Source organism: Azospirillum rugosum (assembly GCF_017876155.1).
Lineage (GTDB): Bacteria > Pseudomonadota > Alphaproteobacteria > Azospirillales > Azospirillaceae > Azospirillum > Azospirillum rugosum.
The window spans coordinates 17434-34585 of sequence record NZ_JAGINP010000006.1 but is presented as its reverse complement, the minus strand read 5'-3'; the positions used below and the strand labels follow the sequence as shown (position 1 = coordinate 34585).

Sequence of the window (17152 nt, the reverse complement as noted above, 5' to 3'; positions counted from 1 at the left end):
CTCCCCTGTTCAGACCGGCTGCATCAAACCGGTTGTTCGGCGCCGGTCTTCTCCGCGCCCGCCTGCGGCGGGGTCGCATCCGGCGCCTCCGCCTGGGTGCGGGCCTTCTCCTCGGCGGCCGGCTGGGTGGTCGGCAGCGCGGCGGGGACCTCGTCCAGGGATTCCGGCTCGGCCGGAACCAGGGTCTTCTGCATCAGCAGGGCCAGCACGCGCGACAGGGTCGGGCGCAGGTCGCGGCGATGGACGACCATGTCGACCATGCCATGCTCCAGCAGGTATTCGGAGCGCTGGAAGCCCTCCGGCAGGGTCTCGCGGATCGTGCTCTCGATCACGCGGGCGCCGGCGAAGCCGATCTGCGCGCCCTTCTCGGCGATGTGGATGTCGCCGATCATGGCGAAGGAGGCCGTGACGCCGCCGGTCGTCGGGTCGGTCAGGACCACGATGTAGGGCAGGCCGGCTTCCTTGACCATCTCCACCGCGATGGTGGTGCGCGGCATCTGCATCAGCGACAGGATGCCTTCCTGCATGCGCGCCCCGCCCGAGGCCGGGACGGCGATCAGCGCGGCGTTCTGCGCGATGGCCGCCCGGGCCGCCGCCAGGATGCCCTCGCCCACCGCGATGCCCATGGAGCCGCCCATGAAGCCGAAGTCGAAGGCCGCCACGACCGCCGGCTGCCCGCCGATCAGGCCGGAGCCGACGACGATGGCGTCGTGCCGGGTGGTCTTCGACTGCGCTTCCTTCAGGCGGTCGGTGTAACGCTTCTGGTCGCGGAACTTCAGCGGGTCGACCACGGTCTTCGGCAGCTCGATCGACTGGTATTCGCCGTCGTCGAACATGGACGCCAGGCGCTTGACCGGCTCCAGCCGCATGTGGAAGCCGCAGTGCTGGCAGACGTTCAGGTTCTCTTCCAGGTCGCGGTGGAAGAGCATCGCCTCGCAGCTCGGGCACTTGTGCCAGAGGTTGTCCGGAACCTCCTTGCGGGCGTACAGGGCGCGGATCTTGGGGCGGACGTAGTTGGTAAGCCAGTTCATCGAAATGTTTCCTGAATTCCCGCTGGCGGGTTTCCCTTGAGCCGGTTCGGTCAGCTAAGCCGGTTCGGTCAGCCGCGCGCCCGGCGCACGCCGGCCGCAAGGTCGCGCACGAAGCCCAGCACGTCCTCGACCAGGCCCGGCCGGGCCTTGCCCGCGGCGTCCAGCCCATCGGCGATGCGGGTGACGATGGCGGAGCCGACCACCGCCGCGTCGGCGACGCGGGCGATGTTGGCGGCCTGCTCCGGCGTCTTGATGCCGAAGCCGACGGCGACCGGCAGGTCGGTGTGGCGCTTCAGCCGGTCCACGGCAGCCCCCACGGCGGCGTTGTCCGCGCTGGCCGTGCCGGTGATGCCGGCGATCGACACGTAATAGACGAAGCCCGAGGTGTTCTGGAGCACCGTCGGCAGGCGCTTCTCATCCGTGGTCGGCGTGGCCAGGCGGATGAAGTTCACCCCGGCCTTCAGCGCGGGGATGCACAGCTCCTCGTCCTCTTCGGGCGGCAGATCCACGATGATCAGCCCGTCCACCCCGGCCCCCTTGGCGTCCGCCAGGAAGCGGTCGACGCCGTAGGCGTGGATGGGGTTGAAATAGCCCATCAGGATAATCGGCGTGTCGGCGTCCCGCTCGCGGAAGCCGCGGACGAGGTCCAGCGTCTTGCGCGCCGTGGTGCCGGCGTGCAGCGCGCGCAGGCTGGCCGCCTGGATCGCCGGACCGTCGGCCATCGGGTCGCTGAAGGGCAGGCCCAGCTCGATCAGGTCGGCGCCGGCGGCCGGCAGCCCGTCCAGCAGGGCGCGGCAGGTCTCCAGGTCCGGGTCGCCGGCGGTGATGAAGGTGACGAGGCCGGCGCGGCCCTCCGCCTTCAGGGCGGCGAAACGCTTGGCGATACGGCCGGTATCCGTGCTCACAGCTTCACTCCCAGATGCTGGGCGACGGAGAAGATGTCCTTGTCGCCGCGGCCCGACAGGCACAGCACCATCAGGTGGTCCTTGGGCAGTTTCGGGGCGCGCTTGACGATCTCCGCCAGCGCGTGCGCCGATTCCAGCGCCGGGATGATGCCCTCGGTGCGGGCGCAGAGCTGGAAGGCGTCCAGCGTCTCCTGGTCGGTGGCCGAGACATACTCGACGCGCCCGATGTCGTGCAGCCAGCTGTGCTCCGGCCCGACGCCCGGATAGTCCAGGCCGGCGGAGATGGAGTGGCCCTCCAGGATCTGCCCGTCCTCGTCCTGCAGCAGGTAGGTGCGGTTGCCGTGCAGCACGCCGGGGCGCCCGCCGGTGATGGAGGCCGCGTGCTCCAGCGGACCCTTCTCGATCCCGTGGCCGGCGGCCTCGACCGCGATCATCTGCACGGTCGGCTCGTCCAGGAAGGGGTGGAACAGGCCGATGGCGTTCGACCCGCCGCCGACGCAGGCGACCAAGCTGTCGGGCAGGCGGCCTTCCAGCTCCTGCATCTGGGTGCGCACCTCGTCGCCGATCACCGACTGGAAGTCGCGGACCATCATCGGGTAGGGGTGCGGGCCGGCGGCCGTGCCGATCAGGTAGTAGGTGTCGGCGACGTTGGTGACCCAGTCGCGCAGCGCCTCGTTCATCGCGTCCTTCAGCGTCCGGGCGCCGGAGGTGACGGGCACGACCTCCGCCCCCAGCAGCTTCATGCGGAAGACGTTCGGCTGCTGCCGGGCGATGTCGGTCTCGCCCATGTAGATGACGCAGGGCATGTTGTAGAGCGCGCAGACCGTCGCGGTCGCCACGCCGTGCTGGCCGGCGCCCGTCTCGGCGATGATGCGCTTCTTGCCCATGCGGCGGGCCAGCAGGATCTGGCCGATGCAGTTGTTGATCTTGTGCGCGCCGGTGTGGTTCAGCTCCTCGCGCTTGAAGTAGATCTTGGCACCGCCCAGCATCTCCGTCAGGCGCTCCGCGTAGTACAGCGGATTCGGCCGGCCCACATACTGCTTGAGCTGCTGGCGGATTTCGCCTTCGAAGGCAGGGTCCGCCTTCGCGTCCTTGTAGGCCTTCTCCACCTCAAGGATCAGCGGCATCAGCGTTTCGGCGACGAAGCGGCCGCCGTAGATTCCGAAATGCCCACGTTCGTCGGGGCCGGAACGGTATGTGTTGGGTCTGGTCATGGCCTGGAAAACTGCCTGAAGCGGGTACGAGGGCGCCCGGAAGGCGCCACCATAGCGGCGCGGCGCCCGGATTTGAAGCGTTCGCCGCGCGTCATCTCGACATGGCCCCCAACATGGGGACGGGACGGGGCCGGGCAAGGGGGCGCGCCCCCACCAGACAACGGGCCTCATCCGCCCAGCGGCGGCGCGAACATCAGCCCGCCCTTGTTCCACAGCGCATTCAGCCCCCGCTCGATGCCGAGGGGGGAGCCGGCGCCGAGGTGGCGGTCGAAGATCTCGCCGTAGTTCCCGACCTGCGTGATCACGCGCCAGCCCCAGCCGTCGTCGAGGCCGAGGCCCCAGCCGAGCCCCGGCGTCACGCCCAGCAGCTTGCGCACCTCCACGTCCAGCGTCTCCTCCTTCACCGCCGCGGCGTTGGCGGCGGTGACGCCCTTCTCCTCCGCCAGGATGGTCGCCAGGAAGACCCAGCGCACGATGTCGAACCAGCGCTTCTCGCCGGTCCGCACCATGGGGCCCAGCGGCTCCTTGGAGATGGCTTCCGGCAGGATGACGTAGTCGCTGCTGTCCGGGGCCATCAGGCGCCGCTGGGCGTACAGGCTCATGCGGTCGCTGCTGAACAGGTCGCAATGGTGGTTGAAGAAGGCGGAGGTCGCCCCCTCGTCGGAGCGCACCCGCTTCAGGGTCAGGCGCGCCCCGTTGCGGGCCATCCAGTCCTCCAGGTTGCGCAGGGATGTGGTCTGCTCGATCACGCAGACCGACGCCGTGGTCTTCGCCAAGTCGTCCAGATGCGCGACCCCCAGCGACCGGTGGGCGATGAAGCCCTGCCCGTCGAACAGGTAGACCGTCGGGAAGTCCACCCCGAAGGCGGCGTCCCGCTGCAGCGTCCAGGTGGTGCCCTCCATCACCACGTCCACCTCGCCGTTGCGCAGGATGGAGAAGCGGTTCTCGGTGTTGGCCTCCACGAACTCGACCCGGTCGGCGTTGCCGGTGACGGCGGCCGCCACAGCCCGGCACATGTCGGCGAAGAAGCCGCGCCAGCGCCCGGATTCGTCCAGGATGGACAGCCCGCTGCCGCGCGAGGTGATGCCGCAGCGCAGGACCCCCGACTCCTGCACGGCCGTCAGCGTGTCGGCCCGCGCCGGCCGGCCGGGAACCGTCGCGCCGAGGACGGCCAGCCCGAGAAGCATCCCGGCAAGACTCCGGACCATCCGCATCGCCCCTCCCCGACCCACGACTTCCTAACCCGAGGATCTTGCGGGCAACCATCGCGGGTCAAGTCGCCGCTGTTCCCGGCGGCGGCCCGCGGGGAGCGCCGATTTGCGCGGCGGCAACGCAACGTGCTATCTGACGGGGGTGACCGACATGAGGGACAGGGGTATGCGGCTTCCCCGGCTGGGCGTGGCGTTCCGCATCCTGGCGGGCCTGACGGTGATCGCCGGCCTCACCGTCACCACCAGCGTGGTGGCCGTGTCGCTGTTCGGGCGATTCCAGGAAGGGTTCGAGCAGGTCGCCGCCGCGAAGGTCCCCGGGCTGATCAGCGCTTCGCAGCTGGCGCAGCAGAGCGGCACGCTGGCGGCGAACGCCCCGGCGCTGGTCGCGGTGCAGAGCCAGTCGGTGCGCGAGGCGGTGATGTCGCGGCTGGGCGACCAGATCGTCCTGCTGGAGGACCTGATGGCCCGCCTGCGCGTCCGCGGCGCCGACCCCGCCGACCTGGCCGAGCTGGAGCGCCGCAAGAACGAACTGGTCGGCAACCTGCTGGCGCTGAACAGCCAGGTGGAGCGGCAGTTGGCCGCCTCGGCGGAGGTGGGCGGGCTGGTCAACCGCCTGATGATGCTGGCCGAGCGCGTCCGCCAGTTGGAGCAGGCCCTGCTCGACGACGTTCCCCTGCCGGCCGATCCGGCGGGACTGGCCGACGCCTACCGGCGCGAACGCGTCATCGACCATTGGACCGACGCGGCCTACCACGCCGCCACCATCATGCTGGCGGCCTCGCGCGCCGACCACGAGGCGCGGCTGGAGCGGCTGCGCGACGACTACCGGGCCGCCATGGACCGCGCCGCCGCCGCGGTGGCGGAGCTTCCCCCGGACCTCGTCGCCGGGGCCGAGCCGCTGTACCGGGAGCTTCAGTCCCTGGGGCTGGGCGAGCGCAACCTGTTCACCGGCCGGCAGGAGGAGATCGTGCTGGCGCGCTCCATCAAGGGGCTGGTCGCCCGCAACCAGAACGTCTCCGACCGGCTGGTCGCCGCGGTGTCCGACCACGTCATGGCGATCGAGCGCGACATCTCCCGCCGCTCCACCGAGTTCGAAGGCGTGATCCGCAACGGCAGGCACGCCATCCTAGTGATGGCCCTGGTCTCGATCCTCGGTGCCGTCGGCATCTTCCTCTACATCCACAAGAACGTGGTGCGGCGGCTGCGCGGCCTGCAGGAGGCGATGACCGCCTCCGCGGCCGGCCGGCCGGTGACCATCCCGACGCGCGGCCTGGACGAGATCGCCGACATGGCCCGCGCCCTGCACTATTTCGTCGCCACCATCCGCGCCCGCGAGCGCGACCTGTCCGATGGGGAACGCCGCCTGCGCGCGATCCTGGAGCAGAGCCCGGTCGGCGTCTCCATCGGCCGGGCCGACGGCGCGCATCCTTTCCAAACGGTGGCCTTCGCCAACGCCCGCGCGGCGGAACTGGCCGGCCGGCCGCTGGACGCCTTCGTCGGCAGCCGGCAGCCGCTTCCCCTGCCGCTCCCCCTGCCCCTTCCGGCCGGGGCCGCCGGAATGGCCCAGGACATGGTCGCGCGCGATGGGGATCTGGTCGCACGCGATGGGGATCTGGTCGCACGCGACGTGGAGGTGGCGATCGACCGCCCCGACGGCAGCCGCGTCTGGGCGCTCCAGACCATCCAGCGCACGGAGTTCGAGGGCCGCTCCGCCCTTCTCGCCTGGAGCTACGACATCACCGCCCGCAAGCACGCGGAGGAGGCGCTGCGCCACGCCAAGGAGCAGGCGGAGGTCGCCGCGAGGTCGAAGTCCGAGTTCCTGGCGACCATGAGCCACGAGATCCGCACGCCCATGAACGGCGTGCTGGGCATGCTGGAACTGATGGCCCTGACGCCGCTGAACGCGGAGCAGGCGCAGATCGTCACCACCGTGCGCGACAGCGCGACGGCCCTGCTGCGCATCATCGACGACATCCTGGACCTGTCGAAGATCGAGGCCGGCAAGCTCGACCTGGAGGAGATGGACCTCGACCCGCGGGAGCTGGTGGAGGGCGTGGCCGAGCTGCTGGCGCCGCAGGCCCACCAGAAGCGGCTGGCGCTCGTCTGCGACGTCGACCGCGCGGTCCCACCGGTGGTCCGGGGCGACCCCGGCCGGCTGCGCCAGATCCTGTTCAACCTGGCCGGCAACGCCATCAAGTTCACCGACGCCGGCCGGGTCGTCCTGCGCGCCCGGCTGGAGGACGCGCCGGCCCCAAACACGCCGGCCCAGAATCCACCAGGCCGGGACGCCGTGCGCCTGCGCTTCGCGGTGGAGGACACCGGCATCGGCATCAGCCAGGCCGGCCAGTCCCGCCTGTTCCAGCCCTTCAGCCAAGCCGACAGCTCGACCACCCGGCGTTTCGGCGGCACGGGGCTGGGGCTGGCGATCTGCGCGCGCCTGGTGGAGATGATGGGCGGGCGCATCGGCGTGGAGTCGATGCCCGGCCATGGGTCCGTCTTCTGGTTCACGGTCGATCTGGCCGCCGGCGACCCGGGCACCCGATACCAGGGCGGGGGACTGGACGGCATCGACCTGTCGGGCCTGTCCATCCTGGTGGCCGACCCCGATCCGGTGCAGCGCGCCGTCCTGATCCGCAGCCTGGAGGACCGCCAGGCCGCCGTCGCCGACGCCACCACGGCGGAGGAGGCGGTGGAGCTGCTGACCCTGTCCGGCGCCGACCTGCTGGTCCTGGCCGGCGGCCTGCCGGACCACCATCCGGACGACGCGCCGGGCGAGCCCAACCCGCAACTGACCGTCACCGAGCTGCTGGACCGCATCCGCCAGGCTGGCGTCCGTCCGCCGCCGACCCTGCACCTGCTGGACGGGCGCGAACCGTTGGCCGATTGCCCCGACGACCTTGCCGCGGATCTTGCCCCCGACGTGGTCCACGACCATCTGACCCGCCCGGTGCGCCGAGAGGCGCTGTTCCGCAAGCTGGCGGTCCTGGCCGGCCGCGCCGCCGCCACCCCGCCCTGCGGCGCGGCCGACCCGGCGCCGGACGGGTCGTCCCTGCCGGGGCCGGCCATCGTAGAATTGGGGGCCATAACGGGGGCCGGCGCCCCGATCCTGGTGGCGGAGGACCACCCCACCAACCAGCAGGTGATCCTGCGCCAGCTCCGCCAGCTGGGGTTCGAGGCCGACCTGACCGCCGACGGGCTGGAAGCGCTGGCGGCGTGGCGGAGCGGGCGCTACCGCCTGCTGATCACCGACTGCCACATGCCGCGCCTGGACGGCTACGAGCTGTCGCGCCAAATCCGCAACGCCGAGTTCCGCGAATCGGATTTCAAAGGGTCGGAGGCGCCGTCCGGCCAGCCCCGTCCCCGCATGCCGATCATCGCCATGACGGCCAACGCGCTCGCCGGCGAGATGGAACGCTGCGCCGCCGCCGGCATGGACGACTACATCGCCAAGCCCGTGACCCTGAGGCAGTTGGCTGCCGTGCTGGACCGCTGGCTGGGCGAGGGCTCCGCCACCCCGCCGGAGGACCCGTCCGCCGCCGTCGCCGCCGACACCACCCGCGTGCCGCTCGACCTCGCCCACGTCCGCGAGACCTTCGGCACGCTCGACCGCACGGCCCTGGAGCTGCTGGGCTATTTCCTGGAGACGACGCGCCCCCTGCTCGACAAGGCGGCCGGCGCCCTGGAGCGCGGCGACCTGGACGCCGCCCGCACCGCGGCCCACACGCTCGCCGGCGCCGCCCGCACCGCCGGCGCCAACGAGCTGGCCTGGCACAGCGCCGCCCTGGAGGTCGCCGCGGAGGCCGGCGACGGACCGGAGGCCGCACGCTGCCTGGAGGCGATGCGCGCGGCCTTCCCGGTGGTGGAGGCGGCGATCACCACGATCCGCATCGGGGAAGGCGTGTGGTGACGGTGCCCCTCCCGCCCGGCGACTTCAGAGACACCGGCTTGCCGTCAATCGTCGCGCCGGTCACCCCGATCCTTTCGCGATATGCTTTCCGCGAAGCCGGACGCCATCCGTCGCACCCGACTGTTGAACCATCGTTGCGCCATTCCCAACCTAAGATTTCCGAATGACCAGCGCGGATCGCCGGAAACGGGTTCACCTCTCCGAAAGGGGCACCACCCGTCGCCCTGCCTTGTCCCGCCGAAGGGCGTGGACTAGTCTCTGGCTCGTGAACGCGTTTACCAAACCATACGCCCTGGCTGCGCTCGGGCTGGCGGTGGGACTCGGCTTGTCGGCCGGGCCGTCCTCCTCGCCGCTCGCCATGGGGTTCGCCGGGGTGCTCGGGGCCGCCGGCTTCGGCGGGTTGTTCTGGAACGCGAAGGAAAACCGCCGCCGCGCCGACAAGCTGTCCGCCGACATCGCCCGGCTGGAGGCGCTGCTGGCCGCCAGCCCGCACCCCTGGTGCGCCTGGAACGCGCAGGGCCTGTCCGCCGCGGCGCCGGACTGCGCGGCCCTGCTCGGCACCGCCCCGGAGGGCGACCTCGCCGCCGCCTTCGCCGCGACGGATGCCCCCCGAGTCGCCGAGGCGATGCGCCGGCTGCGGGACCGGGGGGAGGGCTTCCGGATCGAGGCCACAGCCCGCAACGGGCGGCGGATCCTGCTGTCCGGCCGCCGTTCCGGCGCGCCCGGTGCCCTGCCGGCCGCGGAACCGGCGGGGCACCAGGACGTGGTCTGGCTGGAGGACATCACCGACCGTTGCACCGAGCGCGACGACTTGACGCGGGAGCGCGTGGGCGCCGAGTCGGCGCTGGCCGAATTACGGGCGGCGGCGGACGCCCTGCCGGTGCCCGTGTGGCTGCGCCGGGCGGACCTGGGGCTCGCCTGGTGCAACCGGGCCTATGCCCGCGCCGTGGACTCCGACCCCGTCACCGCCCTGTCCGCGCAGGCGGAGCTGGCCTCCGCCACCGCCGGGCGGGCGCTGGCCGAGCGGGCGCGGTCGGGCGGCGTCGCCCAGTCGGAGCGGGTGACCGTGGTCGTCGGCACCGAACGGCGTCTGCTGGAGGTGACGGAGGCCCCCCTGCCCGCCCCGGACGGCGAGGGCACGCTGGTGGTCGGCTACGCGCTCGACCTCACCGCGGTGGAGGAGATGCGGGCGGAGCTGGGCCGCCACCTCGCCGCCCATGGCGAGGTGCTGGAGCGGCTGGGGGCGGCCATCGCCATCTTCGGGGCGGACACGCGGCTGACCTTCTTCAACCAGGCCTACGCCCGCCTGTGGGAGCTGGAGGAGGTCTGGCTGCGCAACCAGCCCACCCACGCCGAGATCCTGGAGGAGCTGCGCGCCCGCCGCCGTCTGCCGGAATACGCCGACTACCAGAGCTACAAGCGGGAAAGGCTCGGCCGCTACACCCGCCTGCTGGAGCCGGTGGAGGAGCTGCTGCACCTGCCCGACGGCACCACCCTGCGCAGCCTCGCCGCCCCGCACCCCATGGGCGGTCTGATGCTGATCATGGAGGACGTGACCAACACGCTGGCGCTGGAGTCCTCCTACAACACGCTGATCGCCGTGCAGCAGGAGACGCTGGACAACCTGGCGGAAGGCATCGCGGTGTTCGGCGGCGACGGGCGGCTGAAGCTGTCCAACCCCGCCTTCGCCCGCATCTGGGACCTGCACGAGGACGACCTGCACGGCGAGCCGCACATCTCCGACCTGTTCGAGCGCATGCGCCCCTTCCTGGAGAACGGCGGCGACTGGGACAGCCTGAAGGACGAGATGATCGGCGCCACGCTGGAACGCGCCGTCCGCTCCGGCCGGCTGGAGCGTGCCGACGGCTCGGTCGTGGAGTTCGCCACCTTGCCGCTACCCGACGGGGCGGTGCTGAACAGCTACCTCGACGTCACCGACAGCGCCCGGCTGGAGCAGGCGCTGCGCGCCTCCAACGCCGCGCTGGAGGCCGCCGACCAGCTGAAGTCGGAGTTCATCGCCAACGTCTCCCACCACCTGCGCACGCCGCTGAACGGCATCATCGGCTTCGGCGAGGTCCTGGCGAACCAGTATTTCGGGGAGCTGAACCCGCGCCAGATGGAATACGTCAAGGGCGTGCTGAACGCCGGGGAGCGGCTGCTGGCGCTGATCGACGACGTGGTGGACATGACCAGCCTGGGCGCCGGCGTCACCACGCTGGACCGCGGCGCGGTGGACGTGCCCGACCTGCTGACGACGGTGGCCGAGCTGACCCGCGAATGGGCGCGGCGCGAGGGCCTGCGGCTCGACCTCTCCGCCCCGGCCGCGCTGGGGGAGGTGGAAGGCGACGCGCGGCGGCTGAAGCAGGCGCTCTTCACCCTGGTGGTCGGCGCCATCCGCCACCCGCCGACCGACAAGCGCATCATCCTGGCCGGGGAGCGCACGGCGACCGCGCTGGTGGTGACCATCGGCAGCGCCGCCCCGCCCGACGCCACGGCCCTGCCGTCCCGCTACGACCGCACCGACCCGCGGGGTGCCGCGGCGCTCGGCCTGTCGCTGGTCCGCAACGTGATGGAACTGCACGGCGGCCGGCTGGAGGTCGAGGAATGGCTGGGCGACGGCGCCCGCTTCCGCTGCATCCTGCCGATCCGGCCGTCAGTGTGACTCGTAGGTTGGGTGGAGGCGCAGCCGAAACCCAACACACGTCGCGATGCGAAGGCTGTTGGGTTGCGCTGCGCTCCACCCAACCTACGGAACTCGACCCCTACCCCTGCCGCCGCCGCGGCTCATTGAAGGGCTGCGCCGTTCGCCCGACCGGGGATGCTGCCGGCTGCACGGTCGCGGAGGTCGGGCTGTCCTGCGTGATCAGCCGCGCGCCGCGCTGGTAGGTGGCGTAGCGCCACAGCCACTGCATGGTCACCAGCACGCGCTTCTGGAAGCCGACCAGCAGGTAGACGTGGATGATGGCCCACAGCACCCAGGCGAACCAGCCCTTCAGGTGCCGTTTGCCGAAGTCGAAGACCGCGGCGCTGCGCCCGACGATCGCCGTGTTGCCGCGGTTGTGGAAATGGAAGGGTTCCATGGGCTGGTCGCGCAGCAGGCTGGCCTCCAGCGCCGCGCCCAGATGCTCGCCCTGCTGCTTGGCGACCTGGGCGAGGCCGGGCAGCGGCTTGCCGTCGTCCCCGGCCAGCGTCGCCGTGTCGCCCAGCGCGTAGACGTCCGGCACGCCCGGCACGGACATGTCGGCGTTGACCGGGATGCGCCCGGCCCGGTCGGTCTCCGCCCCCAACCATTTTCCGGCCGGGGACGCCTGCACGCCGGCGCCCCAGACGATGGTCCCGGCGGGGATGAAGCGCCCGGCCACGGTCGCCCCCTCCGGCGTGATCGCCTCCACCGCTTGGCCGGTCAGCACCACCACGCCCAGTTCCTCCAGCTTGCGGCGGGCGTAGTTGGCGAGGTCGTCGGGGAAGCTCGCCAGGATGCGCGGCCCGGCCTCCACCAGCAGCACCTTGGCGGCGCGCGGGTCGATGCGGCGGAAGTCCTTGGCCAGCGCGTGGCGCGCCAGCTCCGCGATGGAGCCCGCCATCTCCACCCCCGTCGGCCCGCCGCCGACGATGATGGAGGTCATCAGCGCCTTCTGCCGCTCGGGGTCGTCGCACATCTCCGCCTGCTCGAAGCTCATCAGCAGGCGGGCGCGGATGCGGCGGGCGTTCTCGATGGTCTTCAGGCCGGGCGCGATCGCCGCCCAGTCGTCGTGCCCGAAATAGCTGTAGGAGGAGCCCGTCGCCAGCACCAGCCGGTCGTAGGGGACGAAGCTGCCGTCGGCCAGCACCACCCGCTTCTGCGCCCGGTCGATGCCGGTCACCTCCCCCATCAGCACGTCGATGTTCGGGTGCCGGCTGAGGATGCGCCGGATCGGCTCCGCGATGTCGGCTGGGGAGAGCGCGGCGGTCGCCACTTGGTACAGCAGCGGCACGAACAGATGGTAGTTGTGCCGGTCGATCACGGTGACCCGGATGTTGGTCCCGCCCAGCGCGCCCGCGCAGGCGAGGCCGCCGAATCCGGCCCCCACGATCACCACATGCGGGCGGCTGTCCACAGGCGCTGGCGTTCGGTCGAGTTGGGGCACGGCACGGTCCCTCCGGTCGGGGTCTTTACCGACAACCGGATGTGCGTCGCTTATGTTGCGGTGCATTGGACACAGGGGCTCAAGGGTCGCCCCTTGACAGTATCATTATTGATATCACATGATGCGGAGCATGGCGAAGATCGACGACATTCTCAGACGCATGCGGAGCGTGCCGCACGACGTCGCGTTCGACGATGTCGCCAAGCTCTGTGACCACCACTTCGGCAAGCCGAGGCAGCAGGGGACGAGCCACAGGGTTTATCGGATGCCATGGCCGGGCGACCCGCGCGTGAACATCCAGCGCGGGAAGGACGGAAAGGCCAAAGGCTATCAGGTCAAGCAGGTGGTCCAGGCCATCGACAAGCTGCTGGCGTCCCAACGGGAAGACGACGATGCCGACTAGCCACTATTCCTACCGCGTGACGTGGTCCCCGGAGGACAACGAATACGTCGCCTCCTGCGCCGAGTTCCCGAGCCTGTCCTGGCTCGACGAGGACGAGGTGGAAGCCTTGCGCGGCATCCGGAATCTCGTCGCGGAAACCGTCGAGGACATGCGCGCGAACGGCGAGCCCATTCCCCAACCGCTGGCGGACCGGGAGTATTCGGGAAAATTCGTCGTCCGCACCACGCCGGACGTGCATCGGCGCCTGACCATCGAAGCGGCCGAAGCGAAGGTCAGCCTGAACCGCTACATCAATTCGAAGCTGACCGCCTCGTAACGCCAGGGCTTCTGCACCGCCCCCCTACCGCGGCAGGGTCACCGTCACCCGCAGTCCCCCCTCCGGTCTGTTGGCCAGCGCGATGTCGCCGCCGTGGCCGCGCACGACCGTCCGGGCGGTCGCCAGCCCCAGCCCGACCCCGCCCGTGTCGCGGGAGCGGGAGCGTTCCAGCCGGTAGAAGGGGGCGAAGACCTTCTCGAACTCCTCCTCCGGGATGCCGGGGCCGGCGTCGTCGATCTCCACGCGGACGATAGACGTGGCGATGGACGTGGACGAGGGCCCGTCCTCCGGCCGCAGGCGCACGGTGAAGCCGCCGCCGTAGGCGATCGCGTTGTCCATCAGGTTGGCGAAGGCCCGGCGCAGCGCCACCGGCCGGCCGTCGAGTGCTGCGTGCGCCGGCCCCTCGTAGACCGCCTGATGCCCGGCGTCCACGCGGTCCTCGCACAGGCTCTGCAGCAGGTCGGCGAGGTCGAGGGGGCCGCGCGGCTCGCGCTTGGCGTCGTCGCGGGCGAAGGCGAGCGTGGCGTTGATCATCGCCTCCATCTCGTCGAGGTCGGACAGCATCTTGCGCTGCATCTCCGGGTCCTCGACCAGCTCGGCGCGCAGGCGAAGGCGGGTCAGCGGGGTGCGCAGGTCGTGGCTCATGGCCGCCAGCATCTGGGTGCGGTCGGCGACGAAGCGGGCGAGCCGCGCCTGCATCCGGTTGAAGGCGCGCGTGGCGGCACGCAGTTCCCGCGGGCCGCTTTCCGGCAGGGCCGGCGCCTCGCCGTCCACGCCCAGCCGCTCCGCCGCCACGGCGAAGCGCGCGATGGGCGCGGTCAGCCGCCGCGCCGTCCACAGCGAGACGAGCGCGATCGCCGCGACGATGCCGGCCATCCACAGCGCGAAGCGCAGCAGGCGGAACGGCCCCTCCAGCGGGTCGCCGCCGGCGAAGACCACCCATGACCCGTCGTTCAGCCGCACCGACAGCCGCACGTCGCGGCCCCAGTGGTGGTCTTCCGCCGGAAAGGGCCCGGGCATCGGCGGTTCGCGTCGCACCTCGATCACCACTTGGCGGTCGCGGTCGTCCAGCCCGTTGCGGATGGCCCGGCGCAGCCGGTCGAAGGGGAAGCCCTCGCGCACGCTGTCGGTCTTGAAGCGGGGGGTGTCCCGCTCCCACTCCACGCGCAGCACCGGGTCGTCGATGGCGCGCACCAGCCGCGTGCGCTCCGGCACGGGCGTGCTTTCGACCAGCTGGACGATGGAGGTGACGCGCTGCACCAGCACGCGCGGGCTGTGCACCGGCGGCCCTTCCGGCCGGTCGGTCAGATAGACCAGGGCGCTGACCGCCTGGGTCAGCAGCAGGGCCAGCACGACCGTCAGCGCCATGCGCGCGGCGATGCTGTCGGGCAGCCGCAGCCAGCGGCGCGCGACGAGCAGGCGGCTTTTCCGCGCGGTCTCCATCAAGACCCCACCACGACCGGTGGCGTGAAGAGATAGCCGCCGCCGCGCACCGTCTTGATCAGGGTCGGCTCCGCCGGGTCGGGCTCGATCTTGCGGCGCAGACGGCTGACCTGCACGTCGATGGAGCGGTCGAAGGGCACCGCCGACCGGCCGCGGGCGAGGTCGAGCAGCTGGTCGCGGGTCAGCACGCGCTGGGGATGCTCCACGAAGGCGACCAGCAGGTCGTACTCGCCGGCCGACAGCTGGACCAGCACCCCGTCGGGGGAGCGCAGCTCCCGCTTGGCCAGATCCAGCGTCCAGTCCTCGAAGCGCAGCAGCTTGCCGCTCTCCCCGCCCGGGGCGGCCGGGGCGGCGGCGCGGCGCAAAACCGCCTTGATGCGGGCCAGCAGCTCGCGCGGGCTGAAGGGCTTCGCCAGATAGTCGTCGGCGCCCATTTCCAGCCCGACGATGCGGTCGGTCTCCTCCCCCATGGCGGTCAGCATGATCACGGGGGTCTGCGCCGTCTCGGGCGCTGCGCGCAGGCGGCGGCACAGGCTGAGCCCGTCCTCCCCCGGCATCATGAGGTCGAGCACGATCATATCCACCCGCGCGGTGTCGAGCGTGCGCATCATCTCGGCACCATCCTTGGCGCCGGTGACGCGGAAGCCGTGGCGCGTCAGGAACTGCGCCAGCAGCGAGCGGATTTCGCGGTCGTCGTCCACGACCAGAAGGTGGGGCGTGCGGTCCATGGCCCGCATGATCCGACGCGCGGGCGCGGGGGTGAAGGAAAAATGTGTAACGGCACGTAACGGCCGGCGGGGCTGTTACACAGCGTTACCAAATGACCGGACGCCGGACATCAACGGGCAACGTTGGGGGCGCAGTCTGAGCGTCATCGGGAAGGCACAAAGCCTTTCGAAAAAGCTTTCGAAAACGAGGAGCACCACCATGAAACGCGCCATGATGACCACCGCCGCTCTGGTTCTCGGCCTCGGCCTCGCCGTGCCGGTCTTCGCCCAGCAGCAGCCGGGTCCCGGCGCCGGTCCGGGGGCTGGTCCGGGCGCCGGCCGCGACCACGGCCGCATGTTCTCCCGGATGTGCGAGGACCAGGACGCCCGGCTCGCCGGCATGCTGGCCTTCGCGGAGAAGAAGCTGAACATCACCGACCAGCAGCGCGCCGCCTGGACCAAGTTCGCCGACGCGGCGAAAGGGGCGGAGAAGCCGATGCAGGACTTCTGCGCCAAGTACAAGGACCAGCCGATGCCGGCCAGCGCGCCGCAGCGGCTTGAGCGGATCGAGGCGATGACGGCGGCCCGCCTGGCCCAGATCCAGCAGGTCCGCCCGGCGGCGACCGACCTCTACGCCCAGCTGACCCCCGACCAGCAGAAGATCGCCGACCAGTTCATGAACCGCGCCGGCGGCGGCTTCGGCGGTCACCGCGGCGGCATGCACCACCATGGCATGGGTGGGCACGGCATGGGTGGACACGGCCCCCGCAACGGCTGATTTCCCGCCTCCCGTCAGCCGTTCGCAGAACGGGTCGCCGGTTTCCCCCGGCGGCCCGTTTTGCGTTTCGGCTCAGTCCGCGCCGGGAACGCCCTTCGAGGTCGAGTATTCGAAGTGCAGGGCCTCGCCCGGGTGGACCAGCGGGTGGATGGCGTGGGCAGCCTGCGCAGCTTCCGAGAAGCCGCAGAGGATCAGCTTCAGCTTGCCGGGATAGGTCGCGATGTCGCCGATGGCGAAGACGCCGGGGGCGCTGGTGGCGCAGCCGGGCAGGCTGACGCCGATGTGGCTGCGCTCCAGGTTCAGGCCCCACTCGGCGATCGGGCCCAGGTTCATCGACAGGCCGAAGAAGGCCAGCAGCGCGTCGGCCGGCAGGTCCTTCTCCGCCCCGTCCAGCGTGGCGACGCGGACGGCCGAAAGCTGGCCGTTCTCGCCGACGAGGCCGGAGAGCTGGTAGGGCACGACCATCTCGATCTTGCCCTCGCGCGCCAGCACGTCCATGCGGGCGACGCTTTCCGGGGCGGCGCGGAACTTCGGGCGGCGGTGGACGACATAGACCTTCTCCGCCACGTCGGCCAGCGACAGCGTCCAGTCCACCGCCGAATCGCCGCCGCCGGCGATCACCACGCGCTTGCCGGCGAAGTCCTGCTTGCGCCGGACCATGTAGAAGACGGACGTGCCCTCATACTGCTCCAGCCCCTCCAGCGGCGGGCGGTTCGGGCCGAAGGCGCCGCAGCCGGCGGCGATGATCACCGCCTGCGTGTCGATCTGCGTGCCGATGCTGGTCTCCACCAGCCAGCGGCCCTCGTCCGTGCGGGTCAGCTTCTCGACCTGCTGGCCCAGGTGGTAGGTCGGCGCGAAGGGGGCGGCCTGCTCCGCCAGCTTGTCGATCAGGTCGGCGGCCTCGATGGCCGGGTGGGCCGGGATGTCGTAGATCGGCTTTTCCGGGTAGAGCGCGGTGCACTGCCCGCCCACCATGTCCAGCGCGTCCACGACGTGGCAGCGCATCTTCAGCATGCCGCATTCGAAGACGGCGAACAGGCCCACGGGGCCGGCCCCGACGATGACGACATCGGTGCGATGGACGGTCTGCGGCATGGAAGCGCTACCCTT

The 17152-nt window shown here is 71.2% G+C and carries 13 protein-coding genes; 5 read left to right on the top strand and 8 right to left on the bottom strand.

From position 1 onward, the window contains the following. Positions 1-23: 23 nt before the first annotated feature. The 4 genes from accD to J2851_RS09870 form a co-directional block, all read right to left on the bottom strand. Positions 24-1031, bottom strand: coding sequence for an acetyl-CoA carboxylase, carboxyltransferase subunit beta (gene accD / locus J2851_RS09885; RefSeq protein WP_209766098.1), 1008 nt, complete (start codon positions 1029-1031; stop codon positions 24-26). Between the two features lie 68 nt (positions 1032-1099). Continuing rightward, positions 1100-1936 carry a tryptophan synthase subunit alpha gene (trpA, locus tag J2851_RS09880; protein ID WP_209766096.1) on the bottom strand — a complete coding sequence of 279 codons (837 nt, stop codon included), beginning with the start codon at positions 1934-1936 and terminating at the stop codon, positions 1100-1102. After that, positions 1933-3150: a tryptophan synthase subunit beta gene (gene trpB / locus J2851_RS09875; protein WP_209766094.1), complete on the bottom strand. Its 1218-nt coding sequence runs from the start codon at positions 3148-3150 to the stop codon at positions 1933-1935. Before trpB ends, trpA begins: the two co-directional genes overlap by 4 nt. Positions 3151-3317: 167 nt before the next feature. After that, on the bottom strand, positions 3318-4358 hold the full coding sequence (locus tag J2851_RS09870; RefSeq protein WP_209766093.1) for an amino acid ABC transporter substrate-binding protein: 1041 nt from the start codon (positions 4356-4358) through the stop codon (positions 3318-3320). A gap of 169 nt (positions 4359-4527) precedes the next feature. Between J2851_RS09870 and J2851_RS36300 the strand changes: the two genes are divergently transcribed. Together J2851_RS36300 and J2851_RS09860 are read left to right on the top strand one after the other, a co-directional pair. Further along, positions 4528-8268, top strand: a complete 3741-nt coding sequence (locus tag J2851_RS36300) for an ATP-binding protein (protein WP_209766091.1) — start codon at positions 4528-4530, stop codon at positions 8266-8268. Between the two features lie 265 nt (positions 8269-8533). After that, complete coding sequence (locus J2851_RS09860; RefSeq protein WP_209766089.1) at positions 8534-10930, top strand: PAS domain-containing sensor histidine kinase; 2397 nt, start codon at positions 8534-8536, stop codon at positions 10928-10930. A gap of 100 nt (positions 10931-11030) precedes the next feature. Here the strand turns inward: J2851_RS09860 and J2851_RS09855 are convergent, their stop codons facing one another. Then, on the bottom strand, positions 11031-12395 hold the full coding sequence (locus J2851_RS09855; RefSeq protein ID WP_209766088.1) for an NAD(P)/FAD-dependent oxidoreductase: 1365 nt from the start codon (positions 12393-12395) through the stop codon (positions 11031-11033). Between the two features lie 130 nt (positions 12396-12525). On the opposite strand from J2851_RS09855, the gene J2851_RS09850 reads away from it, so the two are divergent. Both J2851_RS09850 and J2851_RS09845 read left to right on the top strand, forming a co-directional pair. Continuing rightward, the gene (locus tag J2851_RS09850; RefSeq protein WP_209766086.1) at positions 12526-12798 is read left to right on the top strand and encodes a hypothetical protein; all 273 of its coding nucleotides are present in this window, start codon (positions 12526-12528) and stop codon (positions 12796-12798) included. Continuing rightward, complete coding sequence (locus tag J2851_RS09845) at positions 12788-13114, top strand: type II toxin-antitoxin system HicB family antitoxin (protein WP_209766084.1); 327 nt, start codon at positions 12788-12790, stop codon at positions 13112-13114. Before J2851_RS09850 ends, J2851_RS09845 begins: the two co-directional genes overlap by 11 nt. Before the next feature lie 24 nt (positions 13115-13138). Here J2851_RS09845 and J2851_RS09840 read toward each other — a convergent pair whose 3' ends face one another. Together J2851_RS09840 and J2851_RS09835 are read right to left on the bottom strand one after the other, a co-directional pair. Then, positions 13139-14557, bottom strand: a complete 1419-nt coding sequence (locus J2851_RS09840) for an ATP-binding protein (protein ID WP_209766083.1) — start codon at positions 14555-14557, stop codon at positions 13139-13141. After that, positions 14557-15285, bottom strand: a complete 729-nt coding sequence (locus J2851_RS09835) for a response regulator (RefSeq protein ID WP_209766082.1) — start codon at positions 15283-15285, stop codon at positions 14557-14559. The genes J2851_RS09840 and J2851_RS09835 overlap by 1 nt, the downstream gene beginning before the upstream one ends. A 199-nt stretch (positions 15286-15484) precedes the next feature. On the opposite strand from J2851_RS09835, the gene J2851_RS09830 reads away from it, so the two are divergent. Then, the gene (locus tag J2851_RS09830) at positions 15485-16042 is read left to right on the top strand and encodes a Spy/CpxP family protein refolding chaperone (protein ID WP_209766081.1); all 558 of its coding nucleotides are present in this window, start codon (positions 15485-15487) and stop codon (positions 16040-16042) included. A 72-nt stretch (positions 16043-16114) separates the two neighbouring features. Here the strand turns inward: J2851_RS09830 and J2851_RS09825 are convergent, their stop codons facing one another. Beyond that, positions 16115-17137, bottom strand: a complete 1023-nt coding sequence (locus tag J2851_RS09825) for an NAD(P)/FAD-dependent oxidoreductase (RefSeq protein ID WP_209766080.1) — start codon at positions 17135-17137, stop codon at positions 16115-16117. Between the last annotated feature and the right edge of the window lie 15 nt (positions 17138-17152).